Below are 17,418 nucleotides of genomic sequence, written 5' to 3' on the forward strand. Positions count from 1 at the left end.
GCGCTAGAGGGTGATTTGGCTTGAAGCTTTAATTTGAGTTGATGCTATTGACATCCCCTGCCAGGAATTCACCCCGGCGGGCGAGGATATGGGTAACACTTTTCCGGCGCGAAGTACGCATGCAGACCCGGCAATATCCGTGTTGCCAGAGTGGCGTGCTGCGGGTGGTGAGGGCGGTAAGGGATGTTGGCACCAACGCCAGCCATGAGCAAGCTCCGTGCCGGGGGGGCACCATGAGGCCAGCGCAGGGGGGGGGGAACTGTACAGGAGCATGCAGCAGTACGACACAACACGGCACGGCGTGTTGGGGGACGGTCTGCGCCTGACTGGAGGGATGCAGCCATTGAGAGTGCGGTGGCTCCGCGCGGTGTGCAGATGCATCCTGCTTGTGGATGAAAACCGCACTGACTTCGGATTGGCAACGCATCTGCAAGGGGCTATCAGGTCCCCAGGCTAGGCCATAATGATTTGATAAAACAGGGCGATGGCTCCAATCCCCTATACCTTCCACATTACCGCCAAACCATCCTCGACGATGGTTCAGTCCAACATGGTTTATCTGCCGCGATTCTCGTCCTCGCCTTGTGCGGGCACTGTTGCGCGGCAGATAAACGCTGATTGTCAGACCGTGCAAGGACGCTGCACGCGCTTCGACTCCTCACGGTTGCCGCTTCAAGCGGAAGAATCTGCCAACGTAAACGGGAAACCACATGAAACATTTTTTCTGGTTGCTGTTAAAACTCAATGTCGTTGGAATAGCGCTACTAACTTTTTTTGGTTTCTTGATTGGTAACTCAGGAAGGGATCCAGGTGCTGCGGTTTTTGTCCCTTTTCTGGGCTGCATTGTTTACCTCGCCTATCTCAACATTCGTACTGTTTATCGAGCGCGGCAGGATATTGCAGCCTCAATCCAGAATGGCGCGGTTGACGTAGCAGCTAGCGCAATTGAGTTTCGTAATGCCGCTCACGCCCGTGTAAATGAACGCATCAAAGAACGTAAGCAGCATCAAGATAGCAATGAGAGTTAGCAGTCCAGTATCCGGCCGTCACGCACCGCCGAACCTCTCGATCAAGCGGGACTGCGGAATCGGCGTAGCTGCTTTCCTCAATCCCCCCGGGCCATAGCCCCTTACCTCTAATGTTTAGGCTGTAAAAAGACTGGCATGTCCTTTGCAATCAGCAGTGCAAGGAGACCTCGCTCATGGTCCGCTACAAACTAGAGGGCCTCAACAACCTGCTGCTTCCCGTGGTATTGCCTGAACAAATAGCCCCAGACACCCCCGCTTTCGCGCAGGGCTACGTGGGAAGGTAACGAGCTTGATCTCACGACCCTAAACACCAAGTTCAAGAACGACGAAATCGGCACCAGCGCCAACGACCAGCACATCCGAGACTGCACTTGCTTTTGCATCCTTTTAAGTAATCGAAGTCTTCAAACCCCGGTCCCGCGCATACCGCTCCTGCGCCAGTTCGATCAGCCGGGTGATCAACCCGGTATACGTCATACCGCTGGCCTGCCATAGCTTGGGGTACATGCTGATGGAGGTAAAACCGGGCAAGGTGTTCACCTCGTTGACCAGCACCTTGCCCTCCGGTGTCAAAAACACATCTACCCGCGCCATGCCTGCGCAGTCCAGCACGCGAAACGCCTCCAAGGCCACGCGGCGGACTTCTTGGCTGGCGGCATCGTCGATGTCCGCAGGCACCACCACCGCCGCGCCTTGGTCGGCTATGTACTTGGTGTCGTACGAGTAGAAGTCGTCACGCAGCACGATCTCACCGCACAGGCTGGCCTGCGGATCGTCGTTGCCCAGCACCGCGCATTCGATCTCGCGGCCTGTGATGGCTTGCTCCACCAGCACCTTGTGGTCAAACTCCAGCGCCAAGGCCAGGGCGCATTTGAATTCGTCTTCGCTGCGCACCTTGCTTACGCCCACCGACAAACCCATATTGGCTGGCTTGATGAACAGCGGCAGCCCCAACTGGCCCACCACCTCGTCGAACCGCGCACGGTGCAGGCTGGCCCGCGTAAACACCACAAACGGGGCCACGGCCAGCCCGGCATCGCGCAGCAGGCGCTTGGACACATCCTTGTCCATGCACACCGCCGAGCCCAGTACGCCCGAGCCCACGAACGGCAGGTTGGCCATGCGCAGCAGGCCTTGCAGCGAGCCGTCCTCGCCTTGCGAGCCATGGACGATGGGAAACAAAACGTCGATCTGGCCCAATGCTACGGCAGATGAATCCTGCGTGCTGATCAATTGCCTGCTTTCTTTGCCCGGCACCAGAGCCACTTCCAGGTTGGAGCGGTTCAGCGCGATGAGCGCGGGGTTCTCGGAATGCAGCAGGTAGTTGGACGCATCGTTCACGTGCCACTGGCCCTGCTTGTCGATGCCGATCAGCGTGACATCAAACCTGGTCATGTCCAGCGCATCGACGATGTTTTTGGCCGACTGCAGCGACACCTCGTGCTCGGCGGACTTGCCGCCAAAGATGATGCCGATCCTGGTTTTTTCGCTCATATTCCGTTTCCTTGCTTTACAAGGGCATTATGTCCAGTGCAGTGCTCGACATTCACACATACGGCGTGATGTTCTTCAGTGCATTGGCAACATAAGCGTCTTTTTCACCCACAGGGGCCACGTAGTGCAGCGCCGCCGCAGCGGCATCCAGCCCTTCGGCTCGGGCAATGATCCAGGCGGCCAGGTACGGCGCGGCAAAGCAGCCACCGGCGGTCGCGACATTGCCCTGCGCGTAGAAAGCCTGGTTCAGTACTTCCACGCCCGCTTCTTGCACCCACGGCTTGGTGGTCAGGTCGGTGCACGCCGGCACGCTGCCCAACAAACCGACCTTGGCCAGAATCAAGGTGCCGGAACATTGGGCCGCAATTAATTGCCGACTTGGGTCCAGCGCCAGGCGGGCCATCAGCGCGGCATTGCTGACGACCTCGCGGGTCCGTATGCCGCTGCCGACGACGATGGCATCGGCAAGGCGCGCTTCGTCCAGCGAGGACTGGGCACGCACGGTAACGCCGTTCATGGACGTGACCTCCGGCGTGGGGCAGCAAATGCTGGCACGCCAATCCGGTTTTTTGATGCGGTTGAGTACGCCAAGGGCGACGAAAGAATCCAGTTCATTGAAACCGTCGAAGGTAAGGATGGCGATGTGCATGGTGGTCTGGATGGATCGGGTTGTGATGGGGCACGTGCATGGTAGGCAAAAGATCAAGGACAATCAAAAAATTGTCATGGATACACTGAGCAATGGCCCAAGCACGCTACAAGCAACTGGTGGATGAACTCGCGGCTGAAATCCGCGCGGGCCGTCTGCAGCCTGGCACTCGCCTACCCACACATAGGCGGCTGGCCGAGCGCCACGGCCTGGCCCTGGTCACGGCGTCGCGCGTCTATGCCGAGCTGGAAGCCATGGGCTTGGTTAGCGGCGAGGTGGGCCGCGGCACCTTCGTGCGCGAGACCACACTGCCGCCCGGCCAAGGTGCCGACCAGCAAGCCGTAGCTGCGGGCCTGGTCGATTTGAACTTCAACTATCCCTCGCTACCCGGTCAGGCAGATCTGCTACGCAATGCGTTGCGGCAACTCGCTGCGGGTGGTGACCTGGAGGCGATGCTGCGCTACGCGCCCCACGGCGGCCGCATGCACGAGCGCGCATGCATTGCGCGGCACCTGAAGTCGCGCGGGTTGGTGGCCGAGCCGTCCCGTGTGCTGCTGGTGGACGGCGCGCAGCACGGCTTGGCGGTAACGGTGATGGCCCTGCTGCAGCCCGGCGATGTGGTCGCGGTGGATGCCTTGACCTACCCAGGCTTCAAGGTGCTGGCCGAGGCGCACCGGCTGGAGCTGGTGCCGATTCCGGCAGCCGGACAAGGGCCGGACCTGGACGCGCTGGAGCGCCTTTGCGCGCAGCGCCGCGTGCGGGCCATCTACGCCATGCCGACTCTGCACAACCCGCTGGGCTGGGTGATGGGCGAAAGCCGACGCCGCCGACTGGTCGCCATTGCCCGACGGCATGGCTTGCTGATCATCGAAGACGCGGCCTACGCGTTTCTGGCCGATGGCCCCCAAAAGTTAGCACCACCGCTGGCGATGCTGGCACCAGAAACCACGGTATATGTCTCCGGCTTGTCCAAAAGCGTGGCGACCGGGCTGCGCGTGGGCTTCGTCGCGGTGCCAGATGCCTGGGTACCGAAGATCGAACGGGCGATCCGCTCCACCACCTGGTGCACGCCCGGTGTAACGACGGCCATCGCCTGCGCATGGCAGGACGACGGCACCGTCGCGCGGCTGGAAGCAGAGAAACGGCAAGATGCCACCACCCGGCAGGTGATTGCCGCCGACGCACTCGCCGGGCTGCGCTGCGTGCGGCATCCGGCCTCGTATTTCGTCTGGCTGCCCCTGCCAGAAGAAACCCGCGCCGACCGTGTCGCGGCGGCGCTGGTGCGCGAAGGCGTTTCGGTATCTACCGCCGAGCCCTTTGCCACCTCGCAGCAGGTGCCGCATGCACTGCGTCTGGCGCTGGGTTCCGTCGGTTTGGACAAGCTGCGGAGTGCATTGCAGACGGTACGACGGGTGGTGGGCGAGCAGTCGTATTGAGCGTTTAAAGTGGGCGGGCCCGATTTCACCGCCACCATCACCCCTGGAGCAAGGCTTTGAAACGACTCATTTATGGGCTGCTGTTCGCAGCCACAAGCTTGCTGGCATCCGCTGCTGGCGCGCAAGAGCTGGGCCGCGACACACAGGGCCGGATCGAATTCAACAGCTTCACGCCAAAGACCATGTTCGACCTGGCGCTGGTGCCCGCCTCCGCCACCCTGGTCGACGGTCTGCTGGCGCTGCAGGCAGTGCAACCTGAAGGCGCCCTGAATACGTGAACCTGGTTTTTTCACCCTCCGCGCTGTCACCACCGGTACCATTGCGCGGGTCTTTCTGGGCCAAGCGGATTCAAGTAAAAAGTGCCACTTACGCAGATTGCACTTGCACGAGAAGCTACTTTTTACATAGCGCATGCAGCGCCAAGTAACACCCTGGTAAAGCACTCCCTGTCCTACATCCCTGCGTGCGATCTTGGGCTCCAATAGGAAGGTACGCGGTGTTCTCCACCGTGGACTTTTAAGGAGTTTTCCATGAAAAAGACAGTATTCGTCGCCGCAATCACCGCCGCTTCTTTGGCGTTCAGTAGCATCGCTTTTGCCCAAGGCAACGGCCATGGGAACGACGACTTTCAACGCCAGAACCAGCAGCACGGGAAACCCAATAACCGACCCGACAACAACCGCGGCCCGGGTCCGCAGCGCATGCAAGAGCAGCACCGCAACGGCCCCGGCTTTGCGCAAGAGCGTGGTGCCGGTCCTGACCACAACTTCCGCCGCGGCGGCCGCCTGCCCAGCCAATACCGCAGCAACCAGTACGTCGTAGACCACTGGCGTGACCACCACCTGAGTGCACCTCCGCGCGGCTACCACTGGGTGCAGACCGGCGGCGACTACGTGCTGGTCGCCATCGCTACCGGCATCATCGCGCAGGTCTTGTTGGGCAACTATTGAGCTAGCCCCTAACGCACTTCGGGCCTGCTAACCCTAAAGTTAGCAGGCCCGAAGCGGGACTTATCGCAGAGCGATTAGTTGCGGGTCTGGTCGACCAGCTTGTTCTTGGCGATCCAAGGCATCATGGCGCGCAACTGGGCACCGACGACTTCGATCTGGTGCTCGGAGGTCAGGCGGCGGCGGCTGATCAGCGTAGGAGCGCCGGCCTTGTTTTCCAGGATGAAGCTCTTGGCGTATTCGCCGGTCTGGATGTCGTTCAGCACTTGCTTCATGACCTTCTTGGTCTCAGCCGTGACGATGCGTGGGCCGGTGACGTATTCACCGTATTCGGCATTGTTGGAGATCGAGTAGTTCATGTTGGCGATGCCGCCTTCATAGATCATGTCAACGATCAGCTTCAGCTCGTGCAGGCATTCGAAGTAGGCCATTTCAGGCGCGTAACCGGCTTCTACCAGGGTTTCAAAACCGGCCTTGATCAGCTCAACGGCACCGCCGCACAACACGGCTTGTTCGCCGAACAAATCGGTTTCGGTTTCTTCGCGGAAGTTGGTTTCGATGATGCCGGACTTGCCGCCACCGTTGGCCATGGAGTACGACAGTGCCATTTGCAGCGACTTGCCGGACTTGTCTTGGTACACCGCCACCAGGTGGGGCACGCCGCCGCCTTGGGCGTAGGTGCCGCGCACGGTGTGGCCAGGAGCCTTGGGAGCGACCATCCACACGTCCAAATCGGCGCGGGGGTTGACCAGGCCGTAATGCACGTTGAAGCCGTGGGCAAACACCAGGGCCGCGCCTTGCTTGATGTTGGGGGCGATGTCCGCGTTGTAGACCGCAGCGATTTGTTCGTCGGGCAACAAGATCATGACCACGTCAGCGGACTTGACGGCTTCTGCCACTTCAGCGACCTTCAGGCCGGCCTTGCCAACCTTGTCCCACGAAGCGCCACCCTTGCGCAGACCGACCACGACATTCACGCCGCTGTCGTTCAAGTTTTGCGCGTGGGCGTGGCCTTGGCTACCGTAACCGATGATGGCAACCGTCTTGCCCTTGATCAGGCTGAGGTCGCAGTCTTTGTCGTAATAAACTTTCATGGTCTTCTTTCAGAAAAATTAAAGGGTTTGGCGAAATGCCCATCGACAGGCCCAGGGCGAACGTTTACCGATATCGCCAAAAATAGTCCGTTCGCGTTGAGCCCGTCAAAACGCGCGTACGGACAACTAAAAACTAAACCCGCAAGATGCGTTCACCGCGGCCAATGCCGCTGGCACCGGTGCGCACGGTTTCCAGGATGGCGCCGCGGTCCAGGGCCTCTAAGAACGCATCGTTCTTGCCCTGGTCGCCGGTCAATTCGATGGTGTAGCTCTTCTCGGTCACATCAATGATGCGGCCGCGGAAGATGTCGGCCATGCGCTTCATTTCTTCGCGCTCTTTGCCGACGGCACGCACCTTGACCATCATCAGCTCGCGCTCGGTGTAAGCACCTTCGGTCAGGTCCACCACCTTGACTACCTCGATGAGGCGGTTCAAGTGCTTGGTGATCTGCTCGATAGTGTCGTCGGAGCCAGACGTTTGGATGGTCATGCGCGACAGCGTCGCATCTTCGGTGGGAGCCACCGTGAGCGACTCGATGTTGTAACCCCGGGCGGAGAACAGACCCACGACGCGGGAAAGAGCACCAGGCTCGTTTTCCAGCAAGACAGCAATGATGTGTTTCATAAGACTAGATTCCTCTTTTCGCCGCCCTCCCCCGTACACGGTAATGCACGGGCTTGGCAAGCAATAGATTCATCAAAAAGTTGATTTACTATCGAAATAATAGCTGCCAGCGCAGGTAGCATCTGCACTAGAGCCCGATTTATCTACATTTAATTAGTTGAGGACAGAGCTGGCCGCCTGCGGCGACTGCGGTCTGTCCCGCAAGGTTTCACAAATCCTCGCTACCCAGCAGCATTTCGGTGATGCCCTTGCCAGCCTGCACCATCGGGAACACGTTCTCGGTGGGGTCGGTGCGGAAGTCCATGAACACCGTGCGGTCCTTCAGCTTGCGGGCTTCGCGCAGGGCGGGCTCCACATCTTCCGGGCGCTCAATCAGCATGCCGACGTGGCCATAGGCCTCGGCCAGCTTGACGAAATTGGGCAAGGCATCCATGTAGCTGCTGCTATAGCGGCCGGCGTATTCCACCTCTTGCCACTGGCGCACCATGCCCAGGTAACGGTTGTTCAACGAGACGATCTTGATCGGCGTGTTGTACTGCAGGCAGGTGGACAGCTCTTGGATGCACATCTGCACCGAGCCTTCGCCGGTGATACAGAACACTTCGCTGTCGGGCTTGGCCAGCTTGACACCCATGGCGTAAGGAATGCCCACGCCCATGGTGCCCAAACCACCGGAATTGATCCAGCGGCGGGGTTCGTCAAAGCGGTAGTACTGCGCGGCCCACATCTGGTGCTGGCCCACGTCCGACGTAATGTAGGTGTCGGCATCCTTGGTCATGTCCCACAGGGTCTGCACCACATACTGAGGCTTAATCACGTCGCTGGAGCCCATGCTGAACTTCAGGCAGTTGCGGCTGCGCCAGCCTTCAATCGTGTCCCACCAGCTGCCCAAGGCATCGGCATCGGGCTTGGTGGTGGACTCTTTGATCATCGCGATCAGCTCGGTCAGCACTTCTTTCACGTCGCCGACGATAGGCACATCGACCTTGACGCGCTTGGAAATGCTGGACGGGTCGATGTCGATGTGGATGATCTTGCGCTCGTTTTGCGCGAAATGCTTGGTGTTGCCGATCACGCGGTCATCAAACCGGGCGCCGACGGCCAACAGCACATCGCAATGCTGCATTGCGTTGTTGGCCTCGATCGTGCCGTGCATGCCCAGCATGCCGAGGAATTTCTTGTCGCTGGCAGGATATGCGCCCAGGCCCATCAAGGTGTTGGTGCAGGGGTAGCCCAGCATGTCCACCAAAGTGCGCAACTCTGCCGAAGCGTTGCTCAGCAACACGCCGCCGCCGGTGTAGATATAAGGGCGCTTGGCGGCCAACAGCAGCTGCAATGCCTTGCGGATCTGGCCGCCGTGGCCTTTGCGTACCGGGTTGTACGAGCGCATCGCTACCGACTCGGGGTAGCCGTGGTAAGCGGTTTTTTTGAAGGAGACATCCTTCGGAATATCCACCACGACCGGGCCGGGGCGACCGGTGCGGGCAATGTGGAAGGCCTTCTTCATGGTTTCCGCCAGATCGCGCACATCCTTGACCAGGAAGTTGTGCTTGACGATGGGGCGGGTGATGCCGACGGTGTCGCATTCCTGGAACGCGTCCAGGCCAATGGCGTGTGTGGGCACCTGGCCGCTGACGATCACCATGGGAATGCTGTCCATGTAGGCGGTAGCAATGCCGGTGACAGCATTCGTTAAACCCGGACCGGACGTGACCAGCGCCACACCGACATCACCGGTCGCACGGGCATAGCCGTCAGCGGCGTGCACGGCGGCTTGCTCGTGGCGCACCAGCACGTGCTGGATGGTGTCTTGTTTGTAGAACGCGTCGTAGATGTACAGCACTGCGCCACCGGGGTAACCCCAGCTGTGCTTGACGTTTTCGGCTTGGAGGCACTTCACCAGAATCTCGGCACCCATCAGCTCAACAGGAGCAGGACGCGAGGCGGTGTTGGAAGAGGATGCTGCGGCGGCCGAAGCGATTTCGGCTTTGTTGATTTCCATGATGAACCTTTGTGAATTTCTCTAACGAAATACCTTGGGTGCTCCTTCACGCACTCTTTTGGAGTTGTGTCGGAACTTAAGACCAAAGCCATGGGCGAGCTGCTTGCATCGCCGAACCATGATCCGTTTGCTTTTTAACTAGCAAGGCGGATTATGGCATCGTCCCACGCAAAAACTGCGCACCGCACCAATAAATTCGCCGGGCAATGCCATAATCCGGCCGCACGCGCCCCAACCCAGGGCATTCCGTTTTCCCAGAAAACCACGCATTCCCACCGATCCGCCCCACAGGCAAGACCCTTTTGGCCACTGAACGCGAACTTTCTGACTTCCTCAAGAGCGTTGAAAGCCGGGCCTTTAAACGCTCGGTGTACCACGTGCGCAACGAAGAATCAGCGCTAGACATCGTGCAAGACAGCATGATGAAACTGGCTGAGCACTATGGTGACAAGCCGGTGACCGAGTTGCCTATGCTGTTCCAACGGATTCTGTCGAACTGCACGCTGGACTGGTTTCGCCGCCAAAAGACCCGTAACGCCTTGTTTTCAAACATGAGCGACTTTGAATCGGGCGATGGCGATGGCGAGTTTGATCTGCTGGAGACCTTCCAGTCGTCCGACAACACCGAACGCACCGAGAGTGCCGAAGACACCACGCGCCGGGCACAGGTATTGCGAGAGATTGACACCCAGATACAAGAGTTACCGGCGCGTCAACGAGAAGCGTTCTTGATGCGTTACTGGGAAGAGATGGACGTTGCCGAAACCGCCAGCGCCATGGGCTGCTCGGAAGGCAGCGTCAAAACCCACTGCTCGCGGGCAGTCCAGTCGCTCAGCAAGGCGCTCAAGGCCAGAGGAATACATTTATGACACAGCTGCAAACCAACCCCATGCTGTCGGCGCAAGACCGTTTTGCGCGCAACGTCACAGCGCGCTTGACAGAAGGCTCTGCTGCGCTACCGCACGACATCTCCGAACGCCTGCGCGTTGCCCGCGTGCAGGCACTGGCGCACCGCAAACAGACCGTGATGCGCAGCGCCACCGTCGTAGCCAGCCAGGGTGGCGGTACGGCCGCGCTGACATTTGGTGGTCAAGGTGGTAGCAACGGACCCAATTGGTGGACCCGTTTTGCCGCCGCCTTGCCGCTGGTCGCGTTGGTGGCCGGGTTGCTGACGATCTACGTAGTGCAAAACGACCTACGCGCCGACGAGCTCGCCGAAGTCGATACCGCCCTGCTGACCGACGACTTGCCCACCGCGGCCTATACCGACCCTGGTTTTGTGGAATTCCTCAAGGCCAACCGAGACACCACGACCCCTTAATTGGAACGGATACGGATGCTGCTATCGCTTAGGAACTTGTTGCCTGCCTCCTGTGTGGGGGTGGTGTTGTCCCTGGGCGTGGCATCAGCCGTGTGGGCGGAGATTACTCCAGATTTTGGCCCGGCGTCCATTCCTTTGGCTTCCAGCAGCAAGCCTGAACAAAAGCCACTTTGGAATGAGCTCACGCAAGCGCAGCAGCAGGCGCTCAAGCCCCTGGCGACGCACTGGAACAACATCAGCGAGCAGCAAAAGCGCAAATGGCTGGCTTTGTCGGTCAACTTTGAAAAAATGTCGCCCACCATGCAGGCCGTTCTGCAAGAACGCATGCTGGACTGGGGGGCCCTCAGCGGGGTACAGCGCAGCCAGGCAAGGCTGAATTTTGCCGAAGCCAAACGCCTGTCGCCCGCAGAAAAGCAGGCCAAATGGGAGGCTTACCAAACGCTGGGTCCCGAAGAAAAAGCCAAGCTTGCAAAACATATGCAGAAAAAGCTGGCCGGTGCGGCCACGGGCGTGAAGCTCACGCCTTCGCAAAAGCTCGCCAGCGTGCCGCTCTCGCGCCTCAACGAACCCAAAGGCCCGTCCATTGCCACAGGTGCGCACCAGATTGACCCGCACACCCTGCTGCCAATGCCCGCCTACCGGTTCAGCACCGGCAGCTCGGTAGCGCCCCAACCGGTCAAACCCGCCGGACAATGAATGTACCGGCGGCACCAGCCCTCCCACCCATCTCTTTGACCACGCCCAGCCTGCGTCGCCGCATGGCCTGCTGGCTGTACGAGGGCATGCTGATGTTTGGTGTGGTCTTCATTGCGGGCTACCTGTTTGGCACACTCAGCCAGACCCGCAATGCCATGGACAACCGGCCCGGATTACAAGCCTTTTTGTTCGTCATTTTTGGCATCTACTTCACCTGGTTCTGGTCCAAGGGCCAAACCCTGGCCATGAAGACCTGGAACATCCGCGTGGTGAGTCGCAGCGGCCAGGCCATCAGCCAGCCACGCGCCCTGCTGCGCTACCTGTGGAGCTGGATCTGGTTTCTGCCGCCGTTAGCCGCCATGGCCCCGTTTGGCCTGCCGGTTGGCGAAACCCTGGTGATTTTGCTGGGCTGGGTGGCTTGCTGGGCGCTGCTGAGCCGCTTCCACCCCCAACGCCAGTTTTGGCATGACGCACTGGCGGGCACCAAGCTGGTAGGTTCACTGCCTCTGAGCCGTTAAGCTCTTCACATGGAATCCCCCACCGCCCAAAAAACCCGCAAGGGGCTTACCCGCATCTGGCATGCCGCAGGCTATTCGCTGGCGGGCCTGCGGGCCGGTTGGCATGAAACCGCTTTTCGCCAGGAAGCCATCGCCGCCATGGTGTTGGTGCCGCTGGCGGCCTGGATCGCCCGCAGTTGGGTGGAATTCGCCCTGCTGGCGGGCTCCGTGGTGCTGTTGATGGTGGTGGAGCTGCTCAACACCGGGATCGAGGCCGCGATAGACCGTATTGGGCCCGAATGGCATCTGCTGTCTAAACGCTCCAAAGACATGGGCAGCGCAGCCGTCTTGCTGACCATAGTGATCACCGCCACCATTTGGATTTTGGCGCTGGTGCAGCGCCTCAACCCCTAGAACCTAGATTTAGACCGCCGCTTCGTCCTGTTCGCCAGTGCGGATGCGCACAACGCGCTCCACGCTGGTCACGAAGATCTTGCCGTCGCCGATTTTTCCGGTGCGGGCAGCGCGGACGATGGCTTCCACGCAGCGGTCAACCTCTTCGGATTTCACCACCACCTCGATCTTCACCTTGGGCAAGAAGTCCACCACGTACTCGGCACCGCGGTACAGCTCGGTGTGGCCTTTCTGGCGGCCAAAACCTTTGACTTCGGTAACGGTCAGGCCCGTCACGCCGCATTCAGCCAATGCTTCGCGCACTTCTTCCACTTTGAACGGTTTGAGGATGGCGGTAATTTGTTTCATAGAACCTTTGTCTCGTTAAATTTTGCGTTGATTTAAGCGCGGAAGCTGCTCGTAATAGGATAGCGCCAATCCTTGCCAAAGCTGCGGTGGGTAACCCGAATTCCGACGGGCGACTGGCGGCGTTTGTACTCATTGATTTTAATCAGCCGGGTCACGCGCTCCACGTCGGCAGGCGCAAACCCGGCGGCAATGATGGTCTCTAAGCTTTGGTCGTTTTCCATGTAACGCTCCAGGATCGCGTCCAGCACCTCGTAGGGCGGAAGACTGTCCTGGTCGGTCTGGTCGGCGCGCAATTCGGCGCTAGGCGGGCGGGTGATGATGCGGTCGGGAATGGGGTTGCTGCCGGTGCCGTAGGGGTCGTTTTCGTTGCGCCAGCGGGCCAGAGCAAACACCAGGGTTTTGGCAACGTCTTTGATGACCGCAAAGCCACCCGCCATGTCGCCATACAGCGTGCAGTAGCCGGTCGCCATTTCGCTTTTATTACCGGTAGTTACAACAATGCTGCCGAATTTGTTACTCAAAGCCATCAGCAGCGTGCCCCGGATGCGGGCCTGGATGTTTTCTTCGGTGGTGTCCTCGTCGCGGCCGATGAAGTGCACGGCCAAAGATGCCTTGAAGGCTTCAAATTCTGGCAGGATAGAGATTTCGTCGTACCGCACGCCCACCCTGGCGGCCATGTCGCGCGCGTCGATCCAGGAAATATCGGCGGTGTAGGGGGACGGCATCATCACCGTGCGCACACTGTCTTTGCCCAGCGCATCCACCGCAATCGCCAACACCAGCGCAGAGTCAATGCCACCCGACAAACCCAGCAGCACGCCGGGAAAGCGATTTTTGCGCACGTAGTCGCGCAGGCCCAGCACCAGGGCATCCCACAGCTCGGCGTGCAGGCTACGCTCAGGCTCGACAATTGCTACCAATTCAATAGCTGCCTGCGCAGGTACTGCCTGCACAAAGAACAGATTTTCTTTAAAACTGGGGGCACGGCCACTCAGGGCACCGTCGGCATTGACGCAGAAGGAGCCGCCGTCAAACACCACCTCGTCCTGCCCGCCCACGATGTGCGCATACACCAGCGGCAGCGCCACGCTGCGGGCCCGGTCGGCCATGCGCAACACCCGCTCGCCGCCCTTGCCCATGTGGAAGGGAGAGGCGTTGATGACGGCCAGCAGCTCGGCCCCAGCTTGCTTGGCGGCACGCGCGGGCGCGTCGAACCAGGCATCTTCACAAATCAGCAGGCCAACCTGCACGCCCTCTACCTTGAACACGCACACGCCATTCCCCGGCGTGAAGTAGCGGCGCTCGTCAAACACCTGGTAATTGGGCAGCTCGCGTTTGATGTGGGTCGCCACCAGTTGGCCTTCGCAAAACACGCTGGCGGCGTTGAAACGGTGCTGCACCGCCACCGATTTGGTGCGGTCGTCCCCGCCCTGGGGGTGGCCCACCACCACGTGCAGGCCTTTTAACCCGGCGAGTTCGCGGGCCACTGTTTTCACGGCATCATCACAGGCAGCGGTGAAGGCCGGGCGCAAGAACAAATCTTCGGCCGCGTAGCCGCAAATCGACAGCTCGGGGGTCAAGACCAGCCGGGCGCCATCGGCGTAGGCCGTGCGGGCAGCGTCGATGATTTTTTGCGCATTACCGGCCAGGTCGCCGACGACAAAGTTAAGCTGGGCAACACAGAGTTTGAGAGTCATGGAAACAAAAAATACGGTGGTGGCAACAGGCCAGATGGCAGAAGAAGACAGCGCGACTGATTATGTCATTCGGGTGCTGAACTCGCCCCTGCAGCTTTCCGCTGAAGTGTGGAACAGCCTGCTGGCACTCCAGCCCGATGCCAGCCCCTTTATGCGCTATGAATACCTGGCCGCCCTGCACCACAGCGGCAGTGCCACGCCCGCCACCGGCTGGAAGCTGCGGCTGGTCACGGTGTGGCTGGGCGACGTGCTGCAAGCCGCTTGCGCGCTGTACATCAAGAGCCATTCTTACGGCGAATATGTGTTCGATTGGGCCTGGGCCAACGCCTACCAGCAGCACGGCGTGCCCTACTACCCCAAGGCCGTGGTCGCCGCCCCCTTTACCCCCGTGCCCGGCGCACGGCTGCTGGCGCGCGATGGGGAGTCGCGTGCGGTGCTGGTCCAGGCGCTGGTGGCGTGGTGTGAACAGGAGGAACTATCTTCACTGCACGTGCTGTTTGCCAACCCGGTGGATGTGACAGCTTGCGCCGATGCGGGCCTGATGCTGCGCCACACCGTCCAATTCCATTGGACGAACAAAGAACCTGGCTACCGCGACTTCGACGACTTCCTCGCCTCCCTAGCCCACGACAAGCGTAAAAAGATCCGCCAAGAGCGCCGCAAGGTGGCCTATGCGGGCGTGACATTCCGCCACGCCCAGGGCCGTGCCATCACGCCGCAAGACTGGGATTTCTTTTACCGCTGCTACGAGCGTACCTACCTGGAGCACGGCAACGCGCCCTACCTGAGCCGCGATTTCTTCCAGCGCATGGCCGACACCATGCCGGAGCACTGGCTTCTATTTGTGGCCGAGCGCGAGGTGCAGGGAGTCAAAATTCCTATTGCTACCAGTTTGATAGCTGTCAGCGCAGATAGCGCCTGCGCCAGTGGCTTAAAAGATACCCAACCTTTGGTCGCCTATGGCCGCTACTGGGGGGCGCTCGAACGCGTGGACTGCCTGCACTTCGAAGCCTGCTACTACCAACCGCTGCAGTGGTGCATCGCCCACGGCGTGACCCGGTTTGAAGGCGGCGCGCAAGGCGAACACAAAATGGCCCGCGCCTTGCTTCCCGTCAAAACCACCAGCGCCCACTGGCTGGCGCACCCGGCATTTGCCGACGCAGTGGAACGCTTTTTAGAACGCGAAGGCGCGGGGATTGCGGGCTACATGGACGATTTGGCCCAGCGCAGCCCGCTAAAAATCACGCCCCCCGCACAAACATCGTGACCAGCGGTACATCGCCCACCAGACGGCTGCGGTGCCCATGCACCTTATCGTCAAACGTGGCCCCAGCGGGCAGCACATCGGCCGAGTAAAAGTGGTCGCCCGGCTGGAACACGCGCGCCGTGCCGTCTTGCAGGCCAATTTCCATCTGTCCGCCCAAAATGACCACCCACTGCGGGTCGGTGGTGCAGTGGAAGCTACTGGCAAAACCCACCGGGCTGTGGCGCAGCTGGAAGCCCCCGCTGGCTTGCAAGAGGCTGAGTTGCGAGGTGGGCTTGCCCTCGGTCAGCGGGATGGTTTCGTCGCGGAATTTGGCAACGCCATCGGTGTCGGTAAAAAGGACTACTTTGGTGAAATCGGTCATGGTCGTTTTTAGTAATGTTTGCTAAAGGTGTGACGGGGATGATAAGTGGCTGCAACGATAATCAGGCCCTATGAATCCTTTGCTATCCACCCTCCAGCCCTACCCTTTCGAGCGGCTCAAGCAACTTTTCGCCAGCGTTACCCCGAACCCCGCCTACCGCGCCATCAGTCTGGGTATCGGCGAACCCAAGCACGCCACACCAGCCTTCATTGAAACGGCGATGTTGGGCGGCATCAAAGGCCTGTCGGGCTACCCGGCCACGGGTGGCGAACCGGCTTTGCGCACGGCGATGGCGCAGTGGGTCCAGCGCCGTTACGGGCTAGCGCTAGACCCAGCCACCCAGGTGCTGCCGGTCAACGGTTCACGCGAAGCCCTGTTTGCGTTCGCCCAGACCGTCATCGACCCGACCCAGCCCGGGGCCCGCCCGGCGCCGGGCCGCCCCAAGGCGGGCGGCACCCCCTCGGGGGGCAGCGATGCACACGAAGTGGCGAGCGTGGGGGCTCCGGTTGTTGTCTGTCCGAATCCGTTCTACCAAATCTACGAAGGTGCGGCCCTGCTGGCCGGGGCCACGCCCTACTACGCCCCCAGCGACCCGGCGCGCAACTTTGCAGTGGACTGGGACAGCGTACCCGCCGAGGTATGGGCCCGCACCCAGCTGCTGTTTGTCTGCTCGCCCGGCAATCCTACTGGCGCGGTCATGCCGCTGAGCGAATGGCAAAAACTGTTCGATTTGAGCGACCGCTATGGATTTGTGATCGCCTCGGACGAGTGCTACAGCGAGATTTACTTCCGTGACGAACCGCCCTTGGGCGGGCTGGAAGCGGCAGCCAAGCTGGGCCGCAGCGACTTTAAAAACCTGATTGCATTCACCAGCCTGTCCAAGCGCAGCAATGTGCCCGGCCTGCGCAGCGGCTTTGTGATGGGCGACGCGGCACTGATCAAGCCGTTTTTGCTGTACCGCACCTACCACGGCAGCGCCATGGGGCCGGTGGTGCAGTCGGCCAGCATCGCGGCCTGGAACGACGAAGCCCACGTGGTGGACAACCGCGCCCTGTACCGCAGCAAATTTGCCGAAGTCACCCCCATCTTGGCCGAGGTAATGGATGTGGCCCTGCCCGACGCCGGTTTTTACCTGTGGGCGGCCGTGCCCGAGGCGTTCAACGGTTCGGACACGGCGTTCTCGCGCGAATTGCTGGCTCTTTACAATGTCGTCGTGTTGCCGGGCAGTTACCTGGCGCGCAATGCGCAGGGGTTCAACCCCGGCGCCGGCCGCATCCGCATGGCGCTGGTCGCCGAAACCGCCGAATGCGTCGAAGCCGCCCGGCGCATCGTCCAATTCATCCAATCCAACGTTCACTGAAAAACCCAACATGACACAAGACAACCTGCAAGCCACCATCGACGCCGCCTGGGAAAATCGTGCCAACCTGTCGACCACCGCTGCGCCCAAAGAAGTTCTGGAAGCGGTCGAGCACGCCATCGAGCAGCTCAACAACGGCACATTGCGCGTCGCCACCCGCGAAGGCGTGGGCCAGTGGACGG

General features: G+C 60.4%; 19 protein-coding genes and 1 pseudogene. 12 read left to right on the plus strand and 8 right to left on the minus strand.

The genetic code is table 11. The features are described 5' to 3' along the window. Positions 1–710: 710 nt before the first annotated feature. A complete protein-coding gene (locus ABI213_RS05170; protein WP_348006075.1) occupies positions 711–1,028 on the plus strand; it encodes a hypothetical protein in 318 nt (105 codons plus the stop codon). Positions 1,029–1,415: 387 nt separating this feature from the next. Here the strand turns inward: ABI213_RS05170 and ddlA are convergent, their stop codons facing one another. Together ddlA and ABI213_RS05180 are read right to left on the minus strand one after the other, a co-directional pair. Further along, positions 1,416–2,522 carry a D-alanine--D-alanine ligase gene (ddlA, locus tag ABI213_RS05175; protein WP_348006076.1) on the minus strand — a complete coding sequence of 369 codons (1,107 nt, stop codon included), beginning with the start codon at positions 2,520–2,522 and terminating at the stop codon, positions 1,416–1,418. 52 nt (positions 2,523–2,574) lie between these two features. Next, the gene (locus ABI213_RS05180) at positions 2,575–3,171 is read right to left on the minus strand and encodes a DJ-1/PfpI family protein (RefSeq protein ID WP_348006077.1); all 597 of its coding nucleotides are present in this window, start codon (positions 3,169–3,171) and stop codon (positions 2,575–2,577) included. 92 nt (positions 3,172–3,263) lie between these two features. On the opposite strand from ABI213_RS05180, the gene ABI213_RS05185 reads away from it, so the two are divergent. The 3 genes from ABI213_RS05185 to ABI213_RS05195 all read left to right on the plus strand — a co-directional run bounded on the left by ABI213_RS05185 (position 3,264) and on the right by ABI213_RS05195 (position 5,557). Further along, on the plus strand, positions 3,264–4,607 hold the full coding sequence (locus tag ABI213_RS05185) for a PLP-dependent aminotransferase family protein (protein ID WP_348026307.1): 1,344 nt from the start codon (positions 3,264–3,266) through the stop codon (positions 4,605–4,607). A gap of 56 nt (positions 4,608–4,663) precedes the next feature. Then, positions 4,664–4,885, plus strand: a complete 222-nt coding sequence (locus ABI213_RS05190; RefSeq protein WP_348006079.1) for a hypothetical protein — start codon at positions 4,664–4,666, stop codon at positions 4,883–4,885. Between the two features lie 252 nt (positions 4,886–5,137). Next, on the plus strand, positions 5,138–5,557 hold the full coding sequence (locus ABI213_RS05195; protein ID WP_348006080.1) for an RcnB family protein: 420 nt from the start codon (positions 5,138–5,140) through the stop codon (positions 5,555–5,557). 74 nt (positions 5,558–5,631) lie between these two features. Here ABI213_RS05195 and ilvC read toward each other — a convergent pair whose 3' ends face one another. The 3 genes from ilvC to ABI213_RS05210 all read right to left on the minus strand — a co-directional run bounded on the left by ilvC (position 5,632) and on the right by ABI213_RS05210 (position 9,275). Beyond that, complete coding sequence (gene ilvC / locus ABI213_RS05200) at positions 5,632–6,648, minus strand: ketol-acid reductoisomerase (protein WP_348006081.1); 1,017 nt, start codon at positions 6,646–6,648, stop codon at positions 5,632–5,634. Between the two features lie 133 nt (positions 6,649–6,781). Next, positions 6,782–7,273, minus strand: coding sequence for an acetolactate synthase small subunit (ilvN, locus tag ABI213_RS05205; RefSeq protein WP_348006082.1), 492 nt, complete (start codon positions 7,271–7,273; stop codon positions 6,782–6,784). Positions 7,274–7,481: 208 nt separating this feature from the next. Next, complete coding sequence (locus tag ABI213_RS05210; protein WP_348026309.1) at positions 7,482–9,275, minus strand: acetolactate synthase 3 catalytic subunit; 1,794 nt, start codon at positions 9,273–9,275, stop codon at positions 7,482–7,484. Positions 9,276–9,577: 302 nt separating this feature from the next. On the opposite strand from ABI213_RS05210, the gene ABI213_RS05215 reads away from it, so the two are divergent. The 5 genes from ABI213_RS05215 to ABI213_RS05235 are packed head-to-tail and all read left to right on the plus strand — an operon-like array spanning position 9,578 to position 12,203. Continuing rightward, positions 9,578–10,144, plus strand: coding sequence for an RNA polymerase sigma factor (locus ABI213_RS05215; protein ID WP_348026311.1), 567 nt, complete (start codon positions 9,578–9,580; stop codon positions 10,142–10,144). Continuing rightward, positions 10,141–10,596 (plus strand): DUF3619 family protein, encoded by a 456-nt coding sequence (locus ABI213_RS05220; RefSeq protein ID WP_348008777.1) that lies wholly within the window; start codon positions 10,141–10,143, stop codon positions 10,594–10,596. Before ABI213_RS05215 ends, ABI213_RS05220 begins: the two co-directional genes overlap by 4 nt. A gap of 39 nt (positions 10,597–10,635) precedes the next feature. After that, complete coding sequence (locus ABI213_RS05225) at positions 10,636–11,292, plus strand: DUF3106 domain-containing protein (RefSeq protein WP_348008778.1); 657 nt, start codon at positions 10,636–10,638, stop codon at positions 11,290–11,292. Continuing rightward, positions 11,289–11,810 carry an RDD family protein gene (locus ABI213_RS05230; RefSeq protein WP_348008779.1) on the plus strand — a complete coding sequence of 174 codons (522 nt, stop codon included), beginning with the start codon at positions 11,289–11,291 and terminating at the stop codon, positions 11,808–11,810. Before ABI213_RS05225 ends, ABI213_RS05230 begins: the two co-directional genes overlap by 4 nt. Positions 11,811–11,819: 9 nt before the next feature. Continuing rightward, positions 11,820–12,203 (plus strand): diacylglycerol kinase, encoded by a 384-nt coding sequence (locus tag ABI213_RS05235; RefSeq protein ID WP_348008780.1) that lies wholly within the window; start codon positions 11,820–11,822, stop codon positions 12,201–12,203. A gap of 9 nt (positions 12,204–12,212) precedes the next feature. Here ABI213_RS05235 and ABI213_RS05240 read toward each other — a convergent pair whose 3' ends face one another. Next, positions 12,213–12,551: a P-II family nitrogen regulator gene (locus tag ABI213_RS05240; RefSeq protein WP_348008781.1), complete on the minus strand. Its 339-nt coding sequence runs from the start codon at positions 12,549–12,551 to the stop codon at positions 12,213–12,215. Positions 12,552–12,583: 32 nt separating this feature from the next. After that, a complete protein-coding gene (locus tag ABI213_RS05245; protein WP_348008782.1) occupies positions 12,584–14,248 on the minus strand; it encodes an NAD+ synthase in 1,665 nt (554 codons plus the stop codon). 34 nt (positions 14,249–14,282) lie between these two features. Here ABI213_RS05245 and ABI213_RS05250 point away from each other — a divergent pair, with 34 nt between their 5' ends. Continuing rightward, entirely contained in the window at positions 14,283–15,515 is a 1,233-nt protein-coding gene (locus tag ABI213_RS05250; RefSeq protein WP_348008790.1) for a GNAT family N-acetyltransferase, read from the plus strand. Here ABI213_RS05250 and ABI213_RS05255 read toward each other — a convergent pair. After that, on the minus strand, positions 15,490–15,876 hold the full coding sequence (locus ABI213_RS05255; protein ID WP_348008783.1) for a hypothetical protein: 387 nt from the start codon (positions 15,874–15,876) through the stop codon (positions 15,490–15,492). The genes ABI213_RS05250 and ABI213_RS05255 overlap by 26 nt on opposite strands. A gap of 70 nt (positions 15,877–15,946) precedes the next feature. On the opposite strand from ABI213_RS05255, the gene dapC reads away from it, so the two are divergent. Continuing rightward, positions 15,947–17,236, plus strand: a complete 1,290-nt coding sequence (gene dapC / locus ABI213_RS05260; RefSeq protein WP_348026313.1) for a succinyldiaminopimelate transaminase — start codon at positions 15,947–15,949, stop codon at positions 17,234–17,236. A gap of 10 nt (positions 17,237–17,246) precedes the next feature. Next, positions 17,247–17,418, plus strand: a pseudogene (locus ABI213_RS05265) (2,3,4,5-tetrahydropyridine-2,6-dicarboxylate N-succinyltransferase); the annotation flags it as partial.

Origin of the sequence: Rhodoferax sp. (genome assembly GCF_039922535.1) — a bacterium.
Lineage (GTDB): Bacteria > Pseudomonadota > Gammaproteobacteria > Burkholderiales > Burkholderiaceae_C > Rhodoferax_B.

What these genes read in the sequence shown, in the direction of transcription:
- ABI213_RS05170 (WP_348006075.1), top strand. Translation starts at nt 711, where the DNA reads ATGAAACATTTTTTCTGGTTGCTGTTAAAACTCAATGTCGTTGGAATA.
- dapC (WP_348026313.1), top strand. Translation starts at nt 15,947, where the DNA reads ATGAATCCTTTGCTATCCACCCTCCAGCCCTACCCTTTCGAGCGGCTC.
- ABI213_RS05195 (WP_348006080.1), top strand. Translation starts at nt 5,138, where the DNA reads ATGAAAAAGACAGTATTCGTCGCCGCAATCACCGCCGCTTCTTTGGCG.
- ABI213_RS05255 (WP_348008783.1), bottom strand. Translation starts at nt 15,876, where the DNA reads ATGACCGATTTCACCAAAGTAGTCCTTTTTACCGACACCGATGGCGTT.
- ABI213_RS05240 (WP_348008781.1), bottom strand. Translation starts at nt 12,551, where the DNA reads ATGAAACAAATTACCGCCATCCTCAAACCGTTCAAAGTGGAAGAAGTG.
- ilvC (WP_348006081.1), bottom strand. Translation starts at nt 6,648, where the DNA reads ATGAAAGTTTATTACGACAAAGACTGCGACCTCAGCCTGATCAAGGGC.
- ABI213_RS05245 (WP_348008782.1), bottom strand. Translation starts at nt 14,248, where the DNA reads ATGACTCTCAAACTCTGTGTTGCCCAGCTTAACTTTGTCGTCGGCGAC.
- ilvN (WP_348006082.1), bottom strand. Translation starts at nt 7,273, where the DNA reads ATGAAACACATCATTGCTGTCTTGCTGGAAAACGAGCCTGGTGCTCTT.
- ddlA (WP_348006076.1), bottom strand. Translation starts at nt 2,522, where the DNA reads ATGAGCGAAAAAACCAGGATCGGCATCATCTTTGGCGGCAAGTCCGCC.
- ABI213_RS05235 (WP_348008780.1), top strand. Translation starts at nt 11,820, where the DNA reads ATGGAATCCCCCACCGCCCAAAAAACCCGCAAGGGGCTTACCCGCATC.
- ABI213_RS05220 (WP_348008777.1), top strand. Translation starts at nt 10,141, where the DNA reads ATGACACAGCTGCAAACCAACCCCATGCTGTCGGCGCAAGACCGTTTT.
- ABI213_RS05180 (WP_348006077.1), bottom strand. Translation starts at nt 3,171, where the DNA reads ATGCACATCGCCATCCTTACCTTCGACGGTTTCAATGAACTGGATTCT.
- ABI213_RS05185 (WP_348026307.1), top strand. Translation starts at nt 3,264, where the DNA reads ATGGCCCAAGCACGCTACAAGCAACTGGTGGATGAACTCGCGGCTGAA.
- ABI213_RS05230 (WP_348008779.1), top strand. Translation starts at nt 11,289, where the DNA reads ATGAATGTACCGGCGGCACCAGCCCTCCCACCCATCTCTTTGACCACG.
- ABI213_RS05250 (WP_348008790.1), top strand. Translation starts at nt 14,283, where the DNA reads ATGGCAGAAGAAGACAGCGCGACTGATTATGTCATTCGGGTGCTGAAC.
- ABI213_RS05210 (WP_348026309.1), bottom strand. Translation starts at nt 9,275, where the DNA reads ATGGAAATCAACAAAGCCGAAATCGCTTCGGCCGCCGCAGCATCCTCT.